This window comes from Blastococcus sp. SYSU DS0541 (assembly GCF_054050875.1).
This window is the reverse complement of the sequence record NZ_JBJHAD010000003.1, coordinates 302,991-323,961: the sequence shown is the minus strand read 5'-3', so window position 1 is coordinate 323,961 and position 20,971 is coordinate 302,991. Positions and strand designations below refer to the sequence as shown.

Sequence of the window (20,971 nt, the reverse complement as noted above, 5' to 3'; positions counted from 1 at the left end):
CGTGACGGACGTGGGACCGAACGGGACGGGCGGCGACGACGGCGGCGAGGAGCTGCCGGAGCAGATGCGGGTGCGCCGGGCCAAGCTCGACCGGCTCCGCGACTCGGGGGTCGACCCCTACCCCGTGCGCGTGCCCCGCACCACCACGCTCGCCGCGGTCCGCGCCGGCCACCCGGACATGGAGCCGGACACGATGACCGGCGAGCGGGTCGGCGTCACCGGCCGCGTGATCTTCTACCGCAACACCGGCAAGCTCTGCTTCGCCACGCTGCGCGAGGGCGATGCCGAGCTGCAGGTGATGCTCTCCCGCGATCGCGTGGGCGAGGAGGCGCTGGCCGCCTGGAAGTCCGACGTCGACCTGGGCGACCACGTCTTCGTCGAGGGCGAGGTCGGCACGTCGCGCCGCGGGGAGCTCTCCGTCTTCGCCGACTCCTGGCAGCTGACCGCCAAGTCCCTGCGCCCGCTCCCCGTGGCGCACAAGCCGATGAGCGAGGAGCTGCGGGTCCGCCGCCGCTACGTCGACCTGATCGTGCGCGACGAGGCCCGACGCACCGTCCGGCAGCGGGCCACCGTCATGTCCACGCTGCGCGCGGGGCTGGCCCGGCGGGAGTTCATCGAGGTCGAGACCCCGATGCTGCAGACGGTGCACGGGGGTGCCGCGGCCCGGCCGTTCCGCACCCACATGAACGCCTTCGACCTCGACCTCTACCTGCGCATCGCACCCGAGCTGTTCCTCAAGCGGTGCATCGTCGGCGGGCTGGACCGGGTCTTCGAGATCAACCGCAACTTCCGCAACGAGGGCGCCGACAGCTCGCACTCCCCGGAGTTCGCGATGTTGGAGTTCTACGCGGCCTACCTCGACTACCAGGACATCGCCGTCATCACCCGGGAGCTGGTGCAGGAGAGCTGCGAAGCGCTCTTCGGCGACCACGTCGCCCGCCACCACGACGGCACCGAGCTCGACCTGTCCGGGGAATGGCGTCAGGTGCGCCTGTTCGACCTCGTGAGCGAGGCGGTGGGGGAGCCGGTCTCCCCGGAGACCCCGATCGAGCAGCTGCGCGCGCTGGCCGAGCGGCACGAGGTGGGCATCGACCCGGCCTGGATCCACGGCAAGGTGGTCGAGGAGATCTTCGAGGCGCTGGTGCAGCCCTCGCTGCAGGACCCCACGTTCGTCATCGACTACCCGGTGGACACCTCGCCGCTCACCCGGGCGCACCGCACGGATCCGGGGGTCGCCGAGAAGTGGGACCTCTACATCGGCGGCATCGAGCGCGGCACCGGCTACTCCGAGCTCGTCGACCCCGTCGTCCAGCGGGAGCGCTTCACCCAGCAGGCGCTGCTGGCCGCGGCCGGTGACCCCGAGGCGATGGTGCTCGACGAGGACTTCCTCGAGGCGCTCGAATACGGCATGCCGCCCACCGGCGGGGTCGGAATGGGGATGGACCGCTTGATGATGACCCTCACGGGTCTCGGCATCCGGGAGACGATCCTGTTCCCATTGGTCCGCCCGCTCAGTTCCTGATCCGTTCGTATCCCGATTACTCCTCTCGAGGAGTAATCGGGTTGCCATTTCCTATTGCCGCCGCTCCGTGCTGTAATAGCCCTCGCACCCGCCGGGTGCAATTTCCATCCGGCCTCCGGGCCGTTGCGAAAAGCGAGGAACGAATGGCGCGCAAGGTCCAGGTCATCCTGAGCGACGACCTCGACGAGAATCTCCCGGCCGACGAGACCGTCAGCTTCGCTCTGGACGGCACGTCCTACGAGATCGACCTGGCGGAGAAGAACGCCCAGGAGATGCGCGACGCTTTCGCCCGCTACATCTCGGCGGCGCGCAAGGTCGGTCGCGGAACCCGTTCCTCCTCCGGTGGCGGCCGCACCCGCGCCACCGGTGGCGGTGGCCGCATGGACCGCGAGCAGGCCGGCGCCATCCGCGACTGGGCCCGCAAGAACGGTCACGCGGTCAGCGACCGCGGCCGCATCCCGGCCAGCGTCGTCGAGGCCTACGAAGCCGCCCACTAAGGCCTCGTCCGGAGGCTCGGCCCGAGCTGGCGAGGGCTGAGAGGGACGAGGCCCTTCTGCTCGCCCCCGGTCCCTGCGAGGGGGCCGTTCCAGCAGGGCACGACCGGCCCGGCTCCCCTCAGGGGAGCCGGGCCGGTGGCGTCCAGGGCCGCGGTGGCGGCCGGTAGGCCCGACAGGGGGCGGGGTGCCCGGCGTCCAGGGGCGGCGCGCCGCCGTCCGCTCACGGCGTAACGGGGGTGGAACAGCGCTCCGGGGGCCGTGGTTGGAACGGGCAGCCACCCACCGGACCCGTCGGACGACGACGGGACGGCGTGGTCCGCGACTACAGTGGAAAGACCGGTGCCCCCGCGCGCCGACGGACGTCGGGTGCTCCTTCCCACACGGGGAGGGCAGCGCCGGACCAGCCGGTCAGAGGAGAAGCAGCAGATGTTCGAACGGTTCACCGACCGAGCCCGCCGTGTCGTCGTCCTGGCCCAGGAAGAGGCCCGGATGCTCAACCACAACTACATCGGCACCGAGCACATCCTCCTGGGCTTGATCCACGAGGGTGAGGGCGTCGCTGCCAAGGCCCTGGAGTCCCTCGGCATCTCGCTCGAGGGTGTCCGCCAGCAGGTCGAGGAGATCATCGGGCAGGGCCAGCAGGCGCCGTCCGGCCACATCCCCTTCACCCCGCGGGCGAAGAAGGTCCTGGAGCTGTCGCTGCGCGAGGCGCTGCAGCTCGGCCACAACTACATCGGCACCGAGCACATCCTGCTCGGCCTGATCCGCGAGGGCGAGGGCGTCGCCGCCCAGGTGCTCGTGAAGCTCGGCGCTGACCTGAACCGCGTCCGCCAGCAGGTCATCCAGCTGCTGTCCGGGTACCAGGGCAAGGAGCCGGCCGCGGCCGGTGGCCCCGCCGAGGGCACGCCGTCGACCTCGCTGGTCCTCGACCAGTTCGGCCGCAACCTGACCCAGGCCGCGCGCGACTCCAAGCTCGACCCGGTCATCGGGCGGGCCAAGGAGATCGAGCGGGTCATGCAGGTGCTCTCGCGGCGCACCAAGAACAACCCGGTCCTCATCGGCGAGCCCGGCGTCGGCAAGACCGCCGTCGTCGAGGGCCTCGCACAGGCCATCGTCAAGGGCGAGGTGCCCGAGACGCTGAAGGACAAGCAGCTCTACACGCTGGACCTCGGCGCGCTCGTCGCCGGTTCCCGCTACCGCGGTGACTTCGAGGAGCGCCTCAAGAAGGTCCTCAAGGAGATCCGCACCCGCGGCGACATCATCCTGTTCATCGACGAGATCCACACGCTCGTCGGTGCGGGTGCCGCCGAGGGCGCGATCGACGCCGCCAGCATCCTCAAGCCCATGCTGGCCCGCGGTGAGCTGCAGACCATCGGCGCCACCACGCTGGACGAGTACCGCAAGCACCTGGAGAAGGACGCCGCCCTCGAGCGCCGCTTCCAGCCGATCCAGGTGGGCGAGCCGACGCTGGCCCACACGATCGAGATCCTCAAGGGCCTGCGCGACCGCTACGAGGCGCACCACCGGATCAGCATCACCGACGGCGCCCTGGTGGCCGCGGCGACGCTGGCCGACCGGTACATCTCCGACCGCTTCCTGCCGGACAAGGCGATCGACCTGATCGACGAGGCCGGCGCCCGGATGCGGATCAAGCGGATGACCGCACCGCCGGACCTGCGCGAGTTCGACGACAAGATCGCGGCCGTCCGCCGCGAGAAGGAGTCGGCGATCGACGCGCAGGACTTCGAGAAGGCCGCGTCGCTGCGCGACACCGAGAAGCAGCTGCTGGGCGAGAAGGCCGAGCGCGAGAAGCAGTGGAAGGCCGGCGACATGGACGTCGTCGCCGAGGTCGACGACGAGCAGATCGCCGAGGTGCTGGCCAACTGGACCGGCATCCCCGTCTTCAAGCTCACCGAGGAGGAGACCACGCGTCTGCTCCGCATGGAGGACGAGCTCCACAAGCGGATCATCGGCCAGGAAGAGGCCATCAAGAGCGTCAGCCAGGCCATCCGGCGTACGCGGGCGGGCCTCAAGGACCCGCGCCGTCCCGGTGGTTCCTTCATCTTCGCCGGCCCCTCGGGTGTCGGTAAGACGGAGCTGGCGAAGGCGCTGGCGCAGTTCCTGTTCGGTGAGGACGACGCGCTCATCCAGATCGACATGGGCGAGTTCCACGACCGCTTCACCGTGTCCCGTCTGGTCGGGGCGCCTCCCGGTTACGTCGGTTACGACGAGGGCGGTCAGCTCACCGAGAAGGTTCGGCGCAAGCCGTTCTCGGTGGTCCTCTTCGACGAGATCGAGAAGGCGCACGCGGACGTGTTCAACACGCTGCTGCAGGTTCTCGAGGACGGCCGTCTCACCGACGGTCAGGGCCGGATCGTGGACTTCAAGAACACGATCCTGATCCTCACCACGAACCTCGGTACGCGGGACATCTCCAAGGCCGTGGGCCTCGGATTCCAGGCCGGTAACGACGACCAGTCGAACTACGACCGGATGAAGCTGAAGGTCAACGAGGAGCTGAAGCAGCACTTCCGGCCGGAGTTCCTCAACCGCATCGACGACATCGTCGTGTTCCACCAGCTGACCGAGAAGGAGATCATCCAGATCGTCGACCTGATGGTCAGCCGGGTGGAGGGTCAGCTGGCCAACAAGGACATGGCGCTGGAGATCACGCCCGCGGCGAAGAAGCTGCTGGCGACCCGGGGCTTCGACCCCGTGCTGGGTGCGCGGCCGCTGCGCCGCACCATCCAGCGCGAGATCGAGGACGCGCTGTCGGAGAAGATCCTCTACGGCGAGCTGTCCAGCGGGCAGATCATCGTGGTGGACGTCGACGACGCCGAGGGCCCCGCGCAGAAGTTCACCTTCCGCGGCGAGCCCAAGCCGGTCGACCTGCCCGACACCCCGCCGGTGGCCCTCTCGGGCGCCGAGGGTGACGAGGACGGTCCGGCGGCCCAGGCCGACTGATCGATCAGCACGACCGGAGGGGTCGCTTCCCGCGAGGGAGGCGGCCCCTCCGGCGTTCACCGGCCCCTCCGCCCCGCATCCCCTCACCCCGGTCCCGCCCCGGCCACGATCAGGGACCCTGATCGTGGAGCGTCCTCCCTCACCGCACACCGTGATGGAGGACGCTCGATGATCAGGTCACCTGATCGGCGCCGCCCCCGGGGAGGGTGAAGAGGCCGTCGGCGGTCTGCTCGACCAGGCCGTCGGCGAGCAGCGAGTCCAGGCAGCGGGACCGCTGGACGGCGTCGTCCCACGCGGGCTCGAGCGCCGCCGCGTCCACGGGCTCGTGCGCCGCCCGGAGGACGTCGAGCAGCCGGCCGCGCACCTGGCGGTCGGTGCCGGCGAACTTCTGCACCCGCCGGGGCGGCCCGTCGTGCGGCGGGGCGCCGGCCGACCGCCAGGCGCACCGGTCGCGGACCGGGCAGGCGCCGCAGCGCGGGGTGCCGGCGACGCACACCAGCGCGCCGAGCTCCATCACCGCGACCGAGAAGCGCACCGCCCTCTCCTCGTCCTCCGGTGCGAGCGCGGCGACGTCGGTGAGGTCGGCGGACCGCGCGTTGCCCGCCTCGGCCCGACCGTGCACCAGCCGCGCCACCACGCGGCGGACGTTGGTGTCGACGACGGGCTGGCGCCGGCCGTACCCGAAACAGGCGACCGCGCGGGCGGTGTAGGTGCCCACCCCCGGCAACGCCTCCAGCGCGGCGACGTCGGAGGGGACGACGCCCCCGTGCCGCTCGCTGATCGCGATGGCGGCCTCCCGCAGCCGCAGCGCGCGCCGCGGGTAGCCGAGCTTCCCCCACGCCCGGATGACCTCGGCGGGCGGCTGGGCGGCCAGGTCCGCCGGGGTGGGCCACCGGGCCACCCAGGCCCGCCAGACGGGCTCCACGCGGGCCACGGGGGTCTGCTGGAGCATCACCTCGCTGACCAGCACCGCCCACGGGTCGACCTCCGGCGTCCGCCACGGCAGGTCGCGGGCGGCGGTGGCGTACCAGTCGACGATCAGCTCGCCGACGGGCGCGGCGGTGGAGGAGGGCGGCCTGGTCACGGGCACCCAGTCTGCCGTGCGGCCGGCGCGGCGTGCCGAGCGGAACAGTCGCGACCGGGCGCACTAGCGTTCTGCGCGTGTTGCACCCGGTCGGCCCGCTGCCTGCAGCCGTCTACTGGCGGCGTCGGCTGGCCGTGCTGGTGGTCCTGCTGGCCCTGCTCGGCGGTGTCGCCTGGGGCGTGCTGGCTCTCGTGCCGGACGGTGGCGGCAGCGGATCGGCCGCCGTGCCGGCGGCGGGGGTCGCGCCGACGGAGCCGCCCGCGCTGGAGCGCGTCGTGCCCTCGGTCGCGGAGGTCCGGACGCCGGGCACCACGGCGCCGCCGACCCAGCCCCCGGTCCCGGCGGGGCCGACCCCGGGCGGGCCGTGCACCGACGAGATGCTGGGCCTGGAGGTGCGCACCCCGGGCGCGGTGGCCGTGGGCGACAAGCCCACGTTCGAACTGGTCGTGGTGAACTCCTCGTCGGTCCCGTGCGTGCGGCCGCTGGACAAGCAGCTGCAGGAGTTCGTGATGGTGGATGCCACCGGCGCGCGGATCTGGGGGAGCAACGACTGCTTCCCCGAGAGCAGCAGCGAGCAGCGCACGCTGGCGCCGGGGGAGCCGGTCGTGCTCCCCGTGCAGTGGGGCGGGCTCACCAGCGACCCGGCCTGCGCGGCGCCCCGGGTCACGCCCTCGCCGGGGGGCTACGTGGTCCGCGGCCGCCTGGACACGAAGGTGTCCGGCGACGCCCCGCTCACCCTCACGCCTTCGGCGTGAGCAGGCAGGCCTCGGCTCCGCCGAGCGCGTACCTGGTGCAGCCCGAGCAGGGGTCGGGATGCTTCGCATGCCGACCCGCTCCGGCTGTCAGCTGTAGCGGTCCAGGATGGAGGTCTCGGCGAGCCGGGACAGCCCCTCGCGGATGCCGCGCGCCCGGGCCTCGCCGACGCCCTCCACGGCGAGCAGGTCCTCGATCGTCGCGGCCAGCAGCTTCTGCAGCCCGCCGAAGTGCTCGACGAGGCGGTCGATGATGCCGGCGGGCAGCCGGGGGACCCGGGCGAGCAGGCGGTAGCCCCGTGGGCTCACCGGCGAGTCCAGGGCGTCCGGTGACGTGGGCAATCCGTAGCACCGGGCGACGGCGGAGAGGTCGAGCAGCTCGGTGGCGGTCAGCGCCCGCAGGTCGGTGAGCACCTGGTCGATCGTCCGGGCACGGCGGCCGGCCGCGGGCAGGTAGTCGCGGACGAGCAGCCCGCGGTCCTCCTCGACGCCGGCGAGCATCTCGTCCAGCTGCAGCGCCAGCAGCCGCCCGTCGGTGCCGAGCTCGACGACGAAGCCCTCGATCTCGTCGGCGATCCGGCGCACCATCTCCAGCCGCTGGCTGACGCTCATCGCGTCGCGCACGGTCACGAGGTCCTCGATCTCCAGCGCGGAGAGGGTGCTCGCCACCTCGTCCAGGCGGAGCTTGTAGCGCTCCAGGGCCGCGAGGGCCTGGTTGGCGCGGGCGAGGATCGTCGTCGGGTGCTCGAGGGTGTACCGCCGGCCCGCGACGTACACGCTGATGATGTGCATCGACTGGCTCACCGAGATCACCGGGAAGCCGGTCTGCACGGCGACCCGCTCCGCGGTGCGGTGGCGGGTGCCGGACTCCTCGGTCGGGACCGTCGGGTCGGGCATGAGGTGCACGCCCGCCCGGACGATGCGGCTGCCGTCGTAGGAGACGATCACCGCCCCGTCCATCTTCGCCAGCTCGCGCAGCCGGGTGGCCGAGAGCGCGACGTCGAGGGCGAAGCCGCCGGTGCAGATGGACTCGACCACCCGGTCGTAGCCGAGCACGATCAGGGCGCCGGTGCGGCCGGCGAGGATGCGCTCGAGGCCGTCGCGGAGCGCCGTGCCGGGGGCGATGCGACCGAGGAGTTCGCGCAGGGCGACCTCGGGGTCCACGGCGGCGGGCACGAGCGCTCCTGACGGTCGAGTGGTACGGAAACCGAGTCTACGTGCCCGCGCCGGGGGCCGAGCACGCTCGGGGGTGCGCCGGCGTCGACCGGCACCTCATACGAGACCCTACGGGCTCAGAACATGCGGTGGAAGGCCGCACCCAGGTCGGGGACCTCGATCAGGCGCATGCCCGCCGGGGCGGCGCCGGCGTCCGGGGGCACCAGGGCCACGCGGTAGCCCTGGCGGGCGGCCTCGGCCAGCCGGCGACCGGTGCCCCCCACGCGGCGGATCTCGCCGGAGAGGCCGACCTCCCCGAGCGCGATCAGCCCCGCCGGCAGGGGGGTGTCCTTGGCGGCCGAGGCGATCGCCAGGGCCAGCGCCAGGTCGGCCGCCGGCTCGGCGATCCGCACCCCGCCGACGGACGCCGCGAACACGTCGGCGTCGGCGAGCTTCACCCGCCCGCGACGCTCGACCACCGCGTTCACCATGGCCACCCGCTGGGAGTCCAGCCCGCTGACCGCCCGGCGGGGGGAGCCACCCCCGCTCGTGCTCGCCACCAGGGCCTGCACCTCGGCCAGCAGCGGCCGGCTGCCCTCCAGGGTGACGGTGACGCAGCTGCCGGGGACCGGGTCGGCGCGGCGCGACACGAACAGGGCCGACGGGTCGGGCACGCCCACGACCCCGCTGTCGCCGATCTCGAAGCACCCGATCTCGTCGGCCGGGCCGAACCGGTTCTTGGTCGCCCGGACCATGCGCAGGGTCGAGTGGCGCTCGCCGTCGAAGGAGACGACCACGTCGACCAGGTGCTCCAGCGTCCGCGGGCCGGCGATGGCGCCGTCCTTGGTCACGTGGCCGACGAGGATCGTGGTCATGCCGCGGCTCTTCGCGACCCCGGTCAGGGCCGAGGCGACCGCGCGCACCTGCGTGGCACCGCCGTCGGTGCCCTCGACGGCGGGGGAGCGGACGGTCTGGACGCTGTCGAGGACCAGCAGCGAGGGGTTGACCGCCTCGACGTGGGCCAGCACGGCGGAGAGCTCGGTCTCGGCGGCGAGGTAGAGCCGGTCGTGCAGGGCGCCGATCCGCTCCGCGCGGAGCCGGACCTGCCCGGCCGACTCCTCCCCGGAGACCACGAGCGTCGTGCCGCCCGTGGCCGCTACCCGGTGGGCCACCTCGAGCAGCAGCGTGGACTTGCCGACCCCGGGCTCGCCGGCCACGAGGAGCACCGCGCCCGGCACCAGGCCGCCGCCCAGGACGCGGTCGAACTCGTCGATGCCGGTCGGCACGGCGCGGGCGCCGGCCAGCTCGACCTGGGCGATCGGCCGCGCCGGAGCGCTCACCTGGCCGGCCGCGACGGCCCGCAGCCCGGTGGTCGGGGCACCGAGCTCCTGGAGGGTGCCCCACGCCTGGCACTCGGGGCAGCGCCCGACCCACTTGGCCGATGCGTAGCCGCACTCGGTGCAGCGGTGGGCGGGGCGGGACTTCACTCCGGCAGGTGGCACGGCGGGCACGCTAGCCGCGGCCACCGACAGTTCCCCGCAGAACGCGCGACGGCGGCTCCCCGGGAGGAGCCGCCGTCGCGGGTGGAGCAGGGGGTGGAGGTCAGTTCTCGGGGTTCCCCCCGCCGGCGACCTCGGTCTGCTCGCGGTTGCCCTCGTCGACACCGCCGCCGGTCTCGCCCTCCTCCTCGTGGTGGAAGTCGAACGACTCACCGCGCTCGCGGACCTCCTCGAGGGCGGCGACCGGGACCATCGTGGTCACGTCGCCGGCGTTCTCGAAGCTGAAGGTCAGCTCGAGGATCCGGCCGGTCGTGAGCGGCTCGTCGAGGTCGGTGAGCGTGATGGCGGCGTCGGTGTCCTCGCCGAAGAAGACGGTGGCGCCGGCCGGGATCTCCAGCTCGCCCTCGCCGGCGGGGGCGCTCGTGCCGCCCGAGGTGCCGCCGCCGGTGCCGGGCGGCTGTGCGCTCGGCGACGCGGAGCCCTCGGGGGCGGTGATCTCGACGTCGCCGAACCCCTCGCCGGAGACGCCGGTCAGCGTGTCGCTCTCGGTGCCGGTGTTGACGACGGCGAGCCGCAGCGGGGCGTCCTCGCCGGCCGGGTACTCGCCGTCCTCGGGGGCGACGACGGCGATCTGGCGCAGCGCGATGTCACCCACCGCGGCCATGGCGCCGACCTTGTCGCGCTGCTGCTCGGCGGTCTGCGTGACCTGGCCGGCGCTGCAGGCCGAGAGGGCGAAGGGGGAGACGAGCAGAACGCCCATCGTGGCGGCGCGCAGAGCGCGGTTCACGGCTGTCGACCTCCAGCAGGACCGTGCCGGCCACCGGGGATCGGCGGCAGGGAGACCTCCCGAGCGTATCGGTCGCCTTCCCGGCCCGCCCGCAGGGAGCGGGTAGCGGCGCGGACCGGCGCCCACCGAGGGGTGCCTCAGGTGAGCGCCGACCCGCTGCCGACCAGCAGGGCGACGTCCAGCACCGTCAGCAGCATCACCGCGGGGAAGGCCAGCCGGCGGAAGCGCGCCGTGCCCGCGAGAGCGGCCACGGCCGTCGCGGGAGCGGCCAGGGCGAGCGCCGCCCACCCGCTCGCCCCGGGTGGGCCCGGCGGGCCCAGCACCAGCACCAGCGACGCCCCGGCCAGCAGGAACGCGCCGGTGACCGCGGAGACCCGCGCCCCCAGCCGGTGCGGGAGCCCGCGGACCCCGGTGGCCAGGTCGTCCTCGAGGTCGGGTGCGACGTTCGCCAGGTGGGCGGCGCCGCCGAGCGCCGCGCCGGCCACCACGAGCCACCAGGGGGCCACGGGGGTGCCCGGGGCGGCGGCGACCACCCCGGCCGGCAGCGCGCCGAAGCCGACGACGTAGCCGGCACCCGACCAGATCGTGCGCTTGAGCCCGGCGTTGTAGGCCCACCCGCTCGCGACGAGCAGCAGCAGCAGCGCGCCGGGGACGAGGCCCAGCAGCAGCGAGAGCACGACCGCGACTGCGGCGGCCGCGAGGGCGGCGCGACGCAGCAGGGCGGGGTCGACGGCGCCCTGGACGACGGGCTTGTCGGCCCGCGCGACGGCGCGGTCGCGGTCGGCGTCGAGCCAGTCGTTGCTCCAGCCGATGGACGCCTGACCTGCGAGGACGGCCGCGCAGAGCAGCGCCGTCCGCGCCGGGGGGACGTCCGCCGCCAGGGCGAGCAGGGTGGCCACGGTGGTGACCGCGAGGGCCGGCCCGGGGTGCGTGGCGCGGACCAGCGCGCGGACCGTCCCGCCCTGGGGAGCGGCTCCCGCAGGCACATCAATCACGCTGTGTCAACCCCTCCGACGGACTTGCCCAGGCCGCTGACCTGCAGATTTACTGCCCGGCGCCGATCCGCTGGTCAGTCTGCCGTGCTAACCTTGGGGGAGCGAAAGGGGTCACATCCACATGGGCTTCACTGTCGGCGAGACCGTCGTCTACCCGCACCACGGTGCCGCGCTCATCGAGGCGATCGAGAAGCGCACGATCAAGGGTGAAGAGAAGGCCTACCTCGTGCTGAAGGTCGCCCAGGGCGACCTCACCGTGCGTGTGCCGGCCGACAACGCAGAGATCGTCGGCGTCCGCGACGTCGTCGGTCAGGAGGGGCTCAACCGGGTGTTCGAGGTGCTGCGCGCCCCGCACACCGAGGAGCCGACGAACTGGTCGCGCCGCTACAAGGCCAACCTCGAGAAGCTGGCCTCCGGCGACGTCAACAAGGTGGCCGAGGTCGTCCGCGACCTGTGGCGCCGAGACAAGGACCGTGGCCTCTCGGCCGGCGAGAAGCGGATGCTCTCCAAGGCTCGTCAGATCCTGGTCAGCGAGCTCGCGCTCGCCGAGGGCACCAACGAGGACAAGGCCGAGATCCTGCTCGACGAGGTCCTCGCCAGCTGAGCGCTCCGCGCTTCCGCAGATCCCACCGAACCGCTCCCGTGCACGCTGTCGCCATCGTCGCAGCGGCCGGGAGCGGTTCGCGTCTGGGCGCCGAACGGGACGGGCAGGCGCTGCCGAAGGCGCTGGTGCCGCTGGCCGGGCGGCCCCTGGTCGCCTGGGCGGTCGACGGGCTGCTCGCCGGGGGTGTGGACGAGGTCGTCGTCACCGTGCCGCCCGCCGAGCGCGCCGCCTTCGCCGCCGCGCTGCCCCCGGCGGTCCGGCTCGTCGACGGGGGAGCCACCCGCACGGCGTCGGTCCGCGCCGGGCTCGCCGCCGCGGGGGCGGGCGCCGACGTCGTCCTCGTGCACGACGCCGCCCGGCCGCTCACCCCGCCGGACGCCGTCGCCCGGGTGCTCGACGCCCTCGCCGGGGGTGCGCTCGCCGTCGTCCCCGTGCTGCCCGTCGTCGACACCACCGTCCTGGTGGACGACGACGGCGTGGTCGCCCAGGCGGTGCCCCGCGCCCCGCTGCGCCGGGTGCAGACGCCGCAGGGGTTCGACCGCGTCACCCTGGTCGCCGCCTACGCCGCCCTCGACGACGCGGCCGAGCACACCGACGACGCCGCCGTCGTCCGGGCCGCGGGCGTGCCGGTGCACACCGTCCCCGGCGACGAGCGCGCCGCGAAGATCACCGTCCCGCACGACCTCGCGCTCGCCGAGCTGAGCGCGGGCCCGACCGCGAGCGGGGTGCGCCCGTGACCCTGCTGCCACGCGTCGGCATCGGCACCGACGTCCACCCGGTCGTCGCGGGCCGGCCGTGCCGGCTGGCCGGCCTGGACTGGCCCGGCACCTACGGCTGCGCCGGGCACTCGGACGGCGACGTGGTCGCCCACGCGCTCGCCGACGCCGTGCTGTCCGCCGCCGGGCTCGGTGACATCGGGGGCCTGCTGGGCACCGACGACCCGCGCTGGGCCGGGGCCGCGGGCATCGCCGTCCTCGAGTACGTGCGCGAGGTGGTCACCGGCCTCGGCTGGGAGATCGGCAACGCATCGGTGCAACTCGTCGCGAACACCCCGAAGCTGGGTCCCCGCCGGGCGGAGGCCGAGGCTGCGCTCTCGGCCGCGCTCGGCGCCCCGGTGAGCGTGGCGGCCACCACCACCGACGGTCTCGGGCTGACCGGCCGGGGAGAGGGCCGGGCCGCGGTCGCGACCGCGCTGGTGATCCGCACGGAGGAGGCGGCCTCGCCGCAGGCGGAGGGGCCCGCGGACAGTCCGTAGACTCCCGTCGGTGTCCACGCCGCGCTACGTAAACTTCGCGCGGTGAGCCTCCGCCTGTACGACACGGCCGCCCGCGCGGTCCGCGACTTCACGCCCCTGCGTGCCGGTCATGCGTCGGTCTACGTCTGCGGTCTCACCGTGCAGGGCCCGCCGCACGTCGGGCACGTCCGGGCGGCGGTCTCCTTCGACGTCCTCCGGCGCTGGCTGGTCGCGCGGGGCCTCGAGGTGACCTACGTCCGCAACGTCACCGACATCGACGACAAGATCCTCGCCAAGGCCGACGAGCACGGCGTCCCCTGGTGGGCGTGGGCGTTCGACAACGAGCGGGCCAGCACCCGCGCCTACGACGTCCTCGGTGTCCTCCCGCCCACCTACGAGCCGCGCGCCACCGGGCACGTCCCCGAGATGGTCGAGCTCATGCAGCGGCTGATCGAGCGCGGGCACGCCTACGCCGTCGACGGCGACGTCTACTTCGACGTCCGCTCCTTCCCGGGGTACGGGGCGCTCACCGGCCAGCGGCTCGACGCGCTCGAGCCCGCCGCCGACACCGACAGCGACGAGCGCAAGCGCGACCCCCGCGACTTCGCGCTGTGGAAGGCCGCCAAGCCCGCGGAGCCGGCGACGGCCTCGTGGCCGACCCCGTGGGGGCGCGGCCGGCCGGGCTGGCACCTGGAGTGCTCGGCGATGGCCGGGAAGTACCTCGGCGCCGAGTTCGACATCCACGGCGGCGGCCTGGACCTGCGCTTCCCGCACCACGAGAACGAGCAGGCGCAGTCCCGGGCCGCCGGCGACGGCTTCGCGCAGTACTGGCTGCACAACGGCTGGGTCACCCTCGGCGGCGAGAAGATGAGCAAGTCGCTGGGCAACACGGCGCTGGTCGACGAGGTCGTCCGCCGGGTGCGGCCGGTCGAGCTGCGCTACTACCTGGTCGCGCCGCACTACCGCTCGATGATCGAGTTCACCGACGCCGCGCTGGAGGAGGCCGGGCAGGCCTACCGCCGGATCGAGTCCTTCGTGAAGCGGGCGGCGGAGCGGGTCGGCGCGGACGCCGGGGCGCCGGTGCTCTGCGCCGACTTCGGCAACGCGCTCGACGACGACCTCGGCACCCCGGCGGCGGTCGCCGCGATCCACGACATGGTGCGCGAGGGGAACACCGCCCTGGCTGCCGGGAACGAGCAGGCGGTCGCCGGCACGCTGGGCTCGGTGCGCGCCATGCTGGGGGTGCTCGGGCTGGACCCGCTGGACCCGCAGTGGGCCGGCGGCTCCGACGACCGGCTGGCGCAGGCCACCGACGGCCTCGTGGCACTGGCGCTGGAGCAGCGGCAGGCTGCCCGCGCTCGCAAGGACTTCACCGCCGCGGACGCGATCCGCGACCAGCTCGCCGCCCTCGGCGTGCAGGTCGAGGACACCCCGCAGGGACCCCGATGGGAGCTGACCCACTGATGGCCGGCAACAGCCAGCGCCGCGGCCGCACGACCGGTGCGGGCAAGAAGACGGCGACCGCGGGGACGGGCGGCAAGAACCGTCGGTCGCTCGCCGGCCGCGGCGCCACCCCACCCGCCGAGATGCGCACCGGGCACCCTGCCCAGCGGCGTGCCCAGGCCGAGGCGCGGCAGCGCGCCGACCGCGCCCGCGCCCGCCAGCGCGCCGAGGAGACCCCGGAGCTGCTGCTCGGGCGGAACCCCGTCGTCGAGGCGCTCCGCGCGCAGATCCCGGCGACGGCGCTGTACGTGGTCACCGGGGACACCACGCGCGGCGGGACCGACGAACGGATCACCGAGGCGCTCGCGCTCGCGGCCGACCGCGGGCTGCCGCTCCTCGAGGTGGGCAGGGCCGAGTTCGACCGCATGTCGCAGGGCGCCCTGCACCAGGGCATCGGCCTGCAGGTGCCGCCGTACGACTACGCGCACCCCGACGACCTGCTCGACCTCGCCCGCGACTCCGGCCGCGCGCCGCTCGTCGTGGCGATGGACGGCGTCACCGACCCGCGCAACCTCGGCGCCGTCGTCCGGTCCGCGGCCGCGTTCGACGCCCACGGCGTCGTCGTGCCGCAGCGCCGCGCGGTCGGGATGACGGCCTCGGCCTGGCGCACGAGCGCCGGCGCGGCGGCCCGGCTGCGCGTCGCCCGCGCGGTCAACCTGCCGCGGGCGCTCGCCGCCTACCAGGACGCCGGGCTGCAGACCGTCGGGCTGGCCGGTGACGGCGACGTCGACCTGCACCAGTACGACGGCTTCGCCGACCCGGTCGCCCTGGTCGTGGGCGCGGAGGGCACCGGCCTCTCCCGGCTGGTGCGGGAGAAGTGCGACGTCGTCGTCCGCATCCCGATCTCGCGCGACACCGAGTCGCTCAACGTCAGCGTCGCGGCCGGCATCGCGCTGTACCAGGCCGCCATGGTCCGCAGCTCGGGCGCGGCCAGGTAGCTCCCCGGTTCGCGCCGGGCGGTCCCGACACCGTTGCACCCGCGAGGAGGCAGGAGCACACTCCCGGCACCGGCCCGAGGAGGACAGCGTGCGCATCAGCCAACTGCTCCGGCGCAAGGGCTCCGAGGTCGCCACCATCGACGGGTCCGCGAGCATCCGGTCCGCCCTCGCGCTGCTGGCGGAGCTGGGGATCGGGGCGCTCGTCGTCTCCTCCGACGGTCGCCGGATCGACGGCATCATCTCCGAGCGGGACGTCGCGCGGGGGCTCCACGACCGGGGCAGCGAGCTCCTGGCGCAGGCCGTGGAGAGCGTGATGACGACCCAGGTGCACGTCTGCTCGCCCGACGCCACAGTGGACGGTCTCGCGCGGACGATGACCGAGCACCGGGTCCGGCACGTCCCCGTCGTCGCCGACGGGGCGCTGGTCGGGATCGTCTCGATCGGGGACGTCGTCAAGGCGCGGCTGGACGAGCTGGAGGCGGAGCGCCAGCAGCTGGTGGACTACATCCAGCGGTGAGGACGGAGCGCCGGACGGGGGGCCTCCGCGCGGGTCAGCCGAGCAGCTGCGCCACCGTGTAGATCACCAGGCCGGCCAGGCCACCGACGACGGTGCCGTTCACCCGGATCCACTGCAGGTCCCGGCCCACCTGCAGCTCGATCCGCCGGCTGGTCTCGTCGGTGTCCCAGCGGGCGACGGTGGTGCTGACCAGGTCGGCGAGGTCGCCGGAGAAGCGCTCGGCGAGGTAGCCCGCCACCTGGCCGCTGTGCCGCTGCACGAGCTCGCGCACGGTCGGGTCGGTCCGCAGCAGCCGCGCGCCGTCGAGGATCAGCGCCGTCACGCGGGCGCGCAGCGGCGAGGTCGGGTCGGCCGCGGCGGTCAGCACCGCGTCCTTCGCCGTCGTCCAGAGGGAACCGGACCAGTCGCGCACCGCGGGGTGGGCCAGCACCTCGTGCTTGAACTCCTCCACGCGCTCGGCGGCGGCGGGGTCGGTGCGCAGCGCGTGCACGTACAGGCGCAACCGCGCGTCGTAGGCCCGGCGCAGCTCGTGCCGCTGATCGGCGGCCACCTCGGCGAGGAACTGGTGCACGCCGGCGAAGGCGCGGTCGAACACGCGGTCGTCCACCCAGTCCGGCACCCAGGCGGGGGAGGCGTCGCCCAGCTGCGCCCGGAACACCAGCCGGTTCTCGTCGAGGAAGCGGGCGGTGAGCCGCAGCGCCGCCGACAGCACCTCCTGGTGCCGGTCGCCGTCCACCACGAGCTCGAGCACCCGGGCCAGCGCGGGGGCCGCCGGGGTCTCGTGCAGCTTGCGGTCCACCAGCGCGGCGACGGCGGGCTGCACGTCGTCGTCCTTGAGCAGGTGGGTGAGGCCGGTGAGCGCGGTGGCGGCGTCGCCACCCAGGCGCTCGGCGCGGCCGGGGGCGGCGAGGAACGTGCCCAGCCGGCCGGGGACATCGATGGTGGCGAGCTTCTCCGCGACGACGGCGCGGGTCAGGAAGTTCTCCTGCACGAAGGCGCCCAGGCTCTCACCGATCTGGTCCTTCTTGCGCGGGATGATCGCGGTGTGCGGGATCGGCAGCCGCAGGGGGTGCCGGAAGAGCGCGGTGACGGCGAACCAGTCCGCGAGCGCGCCGACCATCGAGGCCTCCGCCGTCGCGCGCACGTAGCCGACCCACCCGCCGGTCTCCTCGCCCACCAGCACGCAGACCAGGAAGACCGCGGCGGCGAGCAGGAACAGCCCGGTCGCCAGCCGCTTCATGCGGGCCAGGTCGCGGGCCCGGGCCGGGTCGTCGAGCGTCCCGGCCAGGGGGGCGGTCAGCGGGGGAGCGGCCACCCGGCCCAGCCTAGGGAGCCGGGGCGGGCGGCCGCCGGGGGCGTCAGCTCGTCTCGCCCAGGGTGACCTCGACGGTGACGTCGGCCGAGCCGCGGCGGACCGTGAGCTCCACGGTCTCGCCGGGGGCCTTGCTGCGGATCGCGGCGGTCAGCTCCGTGGAGGTGGTCACCGGCCGCTGGCCGACGGCGGTGACGACGTCGCCGGTGCGCAGCCCGGCCTCCTCGGCGGCGCTGCCGGGCTCCACGGTGACGACCTCGGCGCCGGTGCCGACCTCGCGGTTCTGGTCGTCGGCGGCGACCGTCGCGGTCACCCCCAGGAACGCGCGGGTGGCGCTGCCGGTCTGGATGATCTCCTGCGCGATCCGCTGGGCAGTGTTGCCCGGGATGGCGAAGCCGACACCGATGTTGCCGCTCTGCGCCTGCCCGCCAGGTACGCCCGACGCGACGGTGGCGATCGCGGTGTTGATGCCGATCACCTCGCCGGCGCCGTCGACGAGCGCGCCACCGGAGTTGCCCGGGTTGATCGCCGCGTCGGTCTGGATCGCGTCCAGGACCGTGGCGTCGCCCTCGGTGGAGCCGGTGGCCACCGCGCGGCCGGTCGCGCTGATGATGCCGTCCGTGACGGTGTTCGACAGGCCCAGCGGGGCGCCGATGGCGACGGCGACGTCGCCGATCTGCACCTCGTCCGAGTCGGCGAACGTGGCCGCGACCAGGTCCTCCGCGCCGTCCAGGCGCAGCACGGCCAGGTCGGACTCGGGATCGGTGCCCACGACCGCGGCGTCGTAGAGGGTGCCGTCGGCGGTGCGCACCTGGACCGCGCCGCTGCCCCCCGCGCCCTCGGCGACGACGTGGTTGTTGGTGAGGACGTAGCCGTCGGAGGTCAGGACGACGCCCGAGCCGCTGCCCGCGCCGGACCCGCTGCTCACGTAGACGGTGACGACGCTAGGCGCCGCCTTGGCCGCGGCGGCCGTGGCGGTGGTCGCCCGCTCCGGGTTCTCGATGGTGACGCTCTGGGCGGAGGCGGGCGTGCCGCTGCCACCGGCCGGCTCGTCGAGCAGGGTCACCACGCCCGCACCGGCGCCACCGCCGATGAGCGCGCCCGCGACGAGACCGACCAGGCCGATGCGCAGCCGGCTCGCGCGCCGGGAGGGGGGCTGCTCGACCGTCGGCGCGGGCAGCCCGCCGTACCCGGGGTAGCCGGGGACCGTCACCGGCTGGGGCGTCGTCGCCTGGTGCGGCGTCGGCAGCGGGGGCTGCCAGCCGTACTGCTGGCCGGCGCCGGGGTACTGGTGCTGGTGCTCGCTCACGTGTTCGTTCCTCTCCTCGCAGCCGTGCGGCCGCTGCGTCGCAACCCACTGTCGGCTCCGCCTCTGGCTCAACGCTGGAGGGTGCCTGTGAGCTTCCTGGGCGCCGCGATCAGCGGGGGACCTTCAGCAGCCGCCCCCGGGCGACCAGCTCCGTGACGGCCCAGACCGCCAGCACCTCGGTGGCGAGCAGGCCGACGAGCACCAGCAGCTGCGCCGCGCCGGCCTCCAGCGGGCTGCCGCCGCCGAGCAGCACGCCGACGAAGGCGCCGGGCAGGGTGACCAGCCCGACGGTGCGGGTCTGGTCCAGCGGGGGGACCAGCGCGGTGCCGGCCACCGGGCGGCCGACGAGCAGCGCCGCGTCCCGGGGGAGCAGGCCGATGGCGAGCGCCGCCTCCACCTCGCCGCGCCGCTGCCCGAGCTCCTCGCGCAGGCGCCGGCCCGCGAGCGAGGTGGCCGTCATGGCACCACCGATGAGGATGCCGGCGATGGGGATCAGCGCCTCCCCGCGCAGCGGCACCGTGCCGCTGGCGAGCACGAGGGCGACCACGGGGGCGGCGCCCCCGACCACGGGGACGGCGACTGCGGCCAGGCGGGGGACGGCGCCCGGCGAGCGCAGCGGACGGCCGGTGGCCCGCCCGGCCGCGGTGGCGGTCGCCACCGACACCATGAGCAGGACGAAGGCGGTGGAGAGCCACAGCGAGCCGACGACGACCAGCAGGACGGCGGAGACGACGGCCAGCTGCACGGTGGCGCGGACCGCCGCCACGAGCACGGACCGGCCCTCACCCAGGCCCGACAGCCGCCCGCTCGCGGCGGCCAGCGCGGTCAGCGTGACGAGGACGATCCCGAGACGGAGGTCGACGTCGACCACCGAGGACCCCACGGCGCCGATCCTGCCCGGTCGCCTCCGCGCCCCGGGGCGGTGGGTGACAGTTCCGAGACACCGTGTGCAGCGGCGGCAGCAGGCGGGTAGTGGCGGTTCCTGAGCCGGGGTCCCCGCCCGCGGCCCGCCTCGCCCGTCCCGTCGGCCTCGTGGAGCTCTCCGTGCCCGTCCGTGGTCCTCTCTTCCGGTTCCTGATCGGCCTGGGTCTGGCCTGCGCCGCCGTCGTGGCGGTCGTGGGCGGCATCGCGCTCCGGGGGCCCGGGCTGGTCGCCGTCTGCGTGTCCGGCGCCCTCGCGGGGTGCGTCGCCGCCGGGGTGGCGCGCGAGGCGCCCGGGCCCGCGCACCGGTCGGTGCTGGAGGCGGCCGCGCAGGCGGCGGCCGTCACCATCGCGGTGCTGCTGGTGGTCAGCGGGACGGCGGTCCTCGCCGGTGGGGCGCTGGCGCTGCTGCTGGTCGGCGTGGGAGCCGCCGGCTGGGCCGCCCTCCGCTGGGCGCGCGACCGCCGCGAGGCCGCGGCCCGCCCGGCGCCGTCGCCGGGCCCGGTCGCGGGCGGCTGGCAGCCCGCGGCCGTGGTGGCGGGCGCGTCGACGGCGGCGCTGGGGGAGGAGTGGCGGCGCACCGGCGCGGAGCTTAAGCGGCCGCTGGCCCCGGCGGCGCGACAGCGGCTGGTGGCCCGCCGGGAGCAGGTGCTCGACGAGCTGGAGCGCCGCGACCCGGCCGGGTTCGCCCGCTGGCTCGCGGCCGAGCCCCTGGGCAGCGTCGACCCCACGGGCTTCGTGCGCGGCACCCCGCCGCGGGCGGACCCCAGCGCGGAGACCGAGGCTGCCTGACCGCGTCCGTCCGAGTCGGGTAGGACGACGCGGGATCCGTCCCGGCGTTGTCCCTAGACTCGGGCCCGGGACCTGTCCCCGCGTCTCGCCGGCGTGGCGCAACTGGTAGCGCACCCGACTTGTAATCGGGCGGTTAGGGGTTCGAGTCCCCTCGTCGGCTCAGTCGAAGCTCCCCGCGCCGTCGCGCCGGTAGGGGGAGAGCCGCTCCACCCGCGCCCGCTCGGCGCGCTCGGCCCGCAGCTGCGCCGCCGTCCCCGGCGGGTAACCGGCCTTGGCCACGCGGTGCTCGATCGTCTCGACCATGTAGGCCAGCGAGAAGAGCAGGCCGAGCAGCAGGCCGCCGGCGGCGGCGGAGACGCGGTAGGCCAGCGGGACGGGGACGAGGAGCAGGCACGCGACGACGAGTGGCAGCAGCTGCACGACCGCCCGGGCCAGGTGGCGCCAGACCCAGGTGCGGCGCGTGGTGTCGGCCAGCACCCACGGCGCCAGCTCGCGGGGCAACCCCCCGCCGTACGCGTACCAGACCCACTGCAGGGGGCCCGGGCGCCGAGTGCTCACACCCTGACGGTAGGCCGATCCGGTCGCC

At 74.6% G+C, this 20,971-nt stretch carries 20 protein-coding genes and 1 tRNA gene; 12 read left to right on the top strand and 9 right to left on the bottom strand.

Annotated features, from left to right (window positions below; genetic code table 11):
* Position 1 precedes the first annotated feature (1 nt).
* The 3 genes from lysS (at position 2) to ACI794_RS05950 (ending at position 4,983) form a co-directional block, all read left to right on the top strand.
* Complete coding sequence (gene lysS / locus ACI794_RS05960) at positions 2–1,522, top strand: lysine--tRNA ligase (protein ID WP_456601127.1); 1,521 nt, start codon at positions 2–4, stop codon at positions 1,520–1,522.
* 143 nt (positions 1,523–1,665) lie between these two features.
* Positions 1,666–2,019, top strand: coding sequence for a histone-like nucleoid-structuring protein Lsr2 (locus ACI794_RS05955; RefSeq protein WP_456579549.1), 354 nt, complete (start codon positions 1,666–1,668; stop codon positions 2,017–2,019).
* 426 nt (positions 2,020–2,445) lie between these two features.
* On the top strand, positions 2,446–4,983 hold the full coding sequence (locus tag ACI794_RS05950) for an ATP-dependent Clp protease ATP-binding subunit (protein ID WP_456579548.1): 2,538 nt from the start codon (positions 2,446–2,448) through the stop codon (positions 4,981–4,983).
* A gap of 172 nt (positions 4,984–5,155) precedes the next feature.
* Here ACI794_RS05950 and ACI794_RS05945 read toward each other — a convergent pair whose 3' ends face one another.
* On the bottom strand, positions 5,156–6,067 hold the full coding sequence (locus ACI794_RS05945) for an A/G-specific adenine glycosylase (RefSeq protein ID WP_456615860.1): 912 nt from the start codon (positions 6,065–6,067) through the stop codon (positions 5,156–5,158).
* Positions 6,068–6,144: 77 nt separating this feature from the next.
* Between ACI794_RS05945 and ACI794_RS05940 the strand changes: the two genes are divergently transcribed.
* Positions 6,145–6,822: a MucR family transcriptional regulator gene (locus tag ACI794_RS05940; RefSeq protein WP_456615859.1), complete on the top strand. Its 678-nt coding sequence runs from the start codon at positions 6,145–6,147 to the stop codon at positions 6,820–6,822.
* 87 nt (positions 6,823–6,909) lie between these two features.
* Here the strand turns inward: ACI794_RS05940 and disA are convergent, their stop codons facing one another.
* The 4 genes from disA to ACI794_RS05920 all read right to left on the bottom strand — a co-directional run bounded on the left by disA (position 6,910) and on the right by ACI794_RS05920 (position 11,246).
* Complete coding sequence (gene disA / locus ACI794_RS05935; RefSeq protein WP_456601124.1) at positions 6,910–7,995, bottom strand: DNA integrity scanning diadenylate cyclase DisA; 1,086 nt, start codon at positions 7,993–7,995, stop codon at positions 6,910–6,912.
* Between the two features lie 116 nt (positions 7,996–8,111).
* Complete coding sequence (radA, locus tag ACI794_RS05930) at positions 8,112–9,476, bottom strand: DNA repair protein RadA (RefSeq protein ID WP_456601123.1); 1,365 nt, start codon at positions 9,474–9,476, stop codon at positions 8,112–8,114.
* 100 nt (positions 9,477–9,576) lie between these two features.
* The gene (locus tag ACI794_RS05925) at positions 9,577–10,260 is read right to left on the bottom strand and encodes a hypothetical protein (RefSeq protein WP_456601122.1); all 684 of its coding nucleotides are present in this window, start codon (positions 10,258–10,260) and stop codon (positions 9,577–9,579) included.
* 137 nt (positions 10,261–10,397) lie between these two features.
* Entirely contained in the window at positions 10,398–11,246 is an 849-nt protein-coding gene (locus tag ACI794_RS05920; RefSeq protein WP_456615858.1) for a UbiA family prenyltransferase, read from the bottom strand.
* A 130-nt stretch (positions 11,247–11,376) separates the two neighbouring features.
* On the opposite strand from ACI794_RS05920, the gene ACI794_RS05915 reads away from it, so the two are divergent.
* The 6 genes from ACI794_RS05915 (at position 11,377) to ACI794_RS05890 (ending at position 16,051) form a co-directional block, all read left to right on the top strand.
* The gene (locus ACI794_RS05915; RefSeq protein ID WP_306001742.1) at positions 11,377–11,859 is read left to right on the top strand and encodes a CarD family transcriptional regulator; all 483 of its coding nucleotides are present in this window, start codon (positions 11,377–11,379) and stop codon (positions 11,857–11,859) included.
* A 38-nt stretch (positions 11,860–11,897) separates the two neighbouring features.
* The gene (gene ispD / locus ACI794_RS05910; RefSeq protein ID WP_456615857.1) at positions 11,898–12,596 is read left to right on the top strand and encodes a 2-C-methyl-D-erythritol 4-phosphate cytidylyltransferase; all 699 of its coding nucleotides are present in this window, start codon (positions 11,898–11,900) and stop codon (positions 12,594–12,596) included.
* A complete protein-coding gene (gene ispF, locus ACI794_RS05905) occupies positions 12,593–13,114 on the top strand; it encodes a 2-C-methyl-D-erythritol 2,4-cyclodiphosphate synthase (RefSeq protein WP_456615856.1) in 522 nt (173 codons plus the stop codon). Before ispD ends, ispF begins: the two co-directional genes overlap by 4 nt.
* 42 nt (positions 13,115–13,156) lie before the next feature.
* The gene (gene cysS / locus ACI794_RS05900; protein WP_456601118.1) at positions 13,157–14,557 is read left to right on the top strand and encodes a cysteine--tRNA ligase; all 1,401 of its coding nucleotides are present in this window, start codon (positions 13,157–13,159) and stop codon (positions 14,555–14,557) included.
* Positions 14,557–15,534: a 23S rRNA (guanosine(2251)-2'-O)-methyltransferase RlmB gene (rlmB, locus tag ACI794_RS05895; protein ID WP_456601117.1), complete on the top strand. Its 978-nt coding sequence runs from the start codon at positions 14,557–14,559 to the stop codon at positions 15,532–15,534. Before cysS ends, rlmB begins: the two co-directional genes overlap by 1 nt.
* An 88-nt stretch (positions 15,535–15,622) precedes the next feature.
* Positions 15,623–16,051: a CBS domain-containing protein gene (locus ACI794_RS05890; protein WP_456601116.1), complete on the top strand. Its 429-nt coding sequence runs from the start codon at positions 15,623–15,625 to the stop codon at positions 16,049–16,051.
* A 34-nt stretch (positions 16,052–16,085) separates the two neighbouring features.
* Here the strand turns inward: ACI794_RS05890 and ACI794_RS05885 are convergent, their stop codons facing one another.
* From ACI794_RS05885 to ACI794_RS05875, 3 genes are all read right to left on the bottom strand, one after another.
* Positions 16,086–17,366, bottom strand: coding sequence for a DUF445 domain-containing protein (locus ACI794_RS05885; protein ID WP_456615855.1), 1,281 nt, complete (start codon positions 17,364–17,366; stop codon positions 16,086–16,088).
* Between the two features lie 43 nt (positions 17,367–17,409).
* Entirely contained in the window at positions 17,410–18,672 is a 1,263-nt protein-coding gene (locus ACI794_RS05880; RefSeq protein WP_456601114.1) for a S1C family serine protease, read from the bottom strand.
* A 109-nt stretch (positions 18,673–18,781) separates the two neighbouring features.
* Positions 18,782–19,555, bottom strand: a complete 774-nt coding sequence (locus ACI794_RS05875; protein ID WP_456615854.1) for an ABC transporter permease — start codon at positions 19,553–19,555, stop codon at positions 18,782–18,784.
* 149 nt (positions 19,556–19,704) lie between these two features.
* Here ACI794_RS05875 and ACI794_RS05870 point away from each other — a divergent pair, with 149 nt between their 5' ends.
* Entirely contained in the window at positions 19,705–20,385 is a 681-nt protein-coding gene (locus ACI794_RS05870) for a hypothetical protein (protein WP_456601112.1), read from the top strand.
* An 87-nt stretch (positions 20,386–20,472) separates the two neighbouring features.
* Positions 20,473–20,545: transfer RNA gene (locus ACI794_RS05865), tRNA-Thr, on the top strand.
* Here ACI794_RS05865 and ACI794_RS05860 read toward each other — a convergent pair.
* Positions 20,545–20,943, bottom strand: coding sequence for a DUF5313 family protein (locus tag ACI794_RS05860; protein WP_456601111.1), 399 nt, complete (start codon positions 20,941–20,943; stop codon positions 20,545–20,547). The two genes, ACI794_RS05865 and ACI794_RS05860, sit on opposite strands and share 1 nt — an antisense overlap.
* Positions 20,944–20,971 lie beyond the last annotated feature (28 nt).

What these genes read in the sequence shown, in the direction of transcription:
- ACI794_RS05955 (WP_456579549.1), top strand. Translation starts at nt 1,666, where the DNA reads ATGGCGCGCAAGGTCCAGGTCATCCTGAGCGACGACCTCGACGAGAAT.
- ACI794_RS05950 (WP_456579548.1), top strand. Translation starts at nt 2,446, where the DNA reads ATGTTCGAACGGTTCACCGACCGAGCCCGCCGTGTCGTCGTCCTGGCC.
- ACI794_RS05915 (WP_306001742.1), top strand. Translation starts at nt 11,377, where the DNA reads ATGGGCTTCACTGTCGGCGAGACCGTCGTCTACCCGCACCACGGTGCC.
- rlmB (WP_456601117.1), top strand. Translation starts at nt 14,557, where the DNA reads ATGGCCGGCAACAGCCAGCGCCGCGGCCGCACGACCGGTGCGGGCAAG.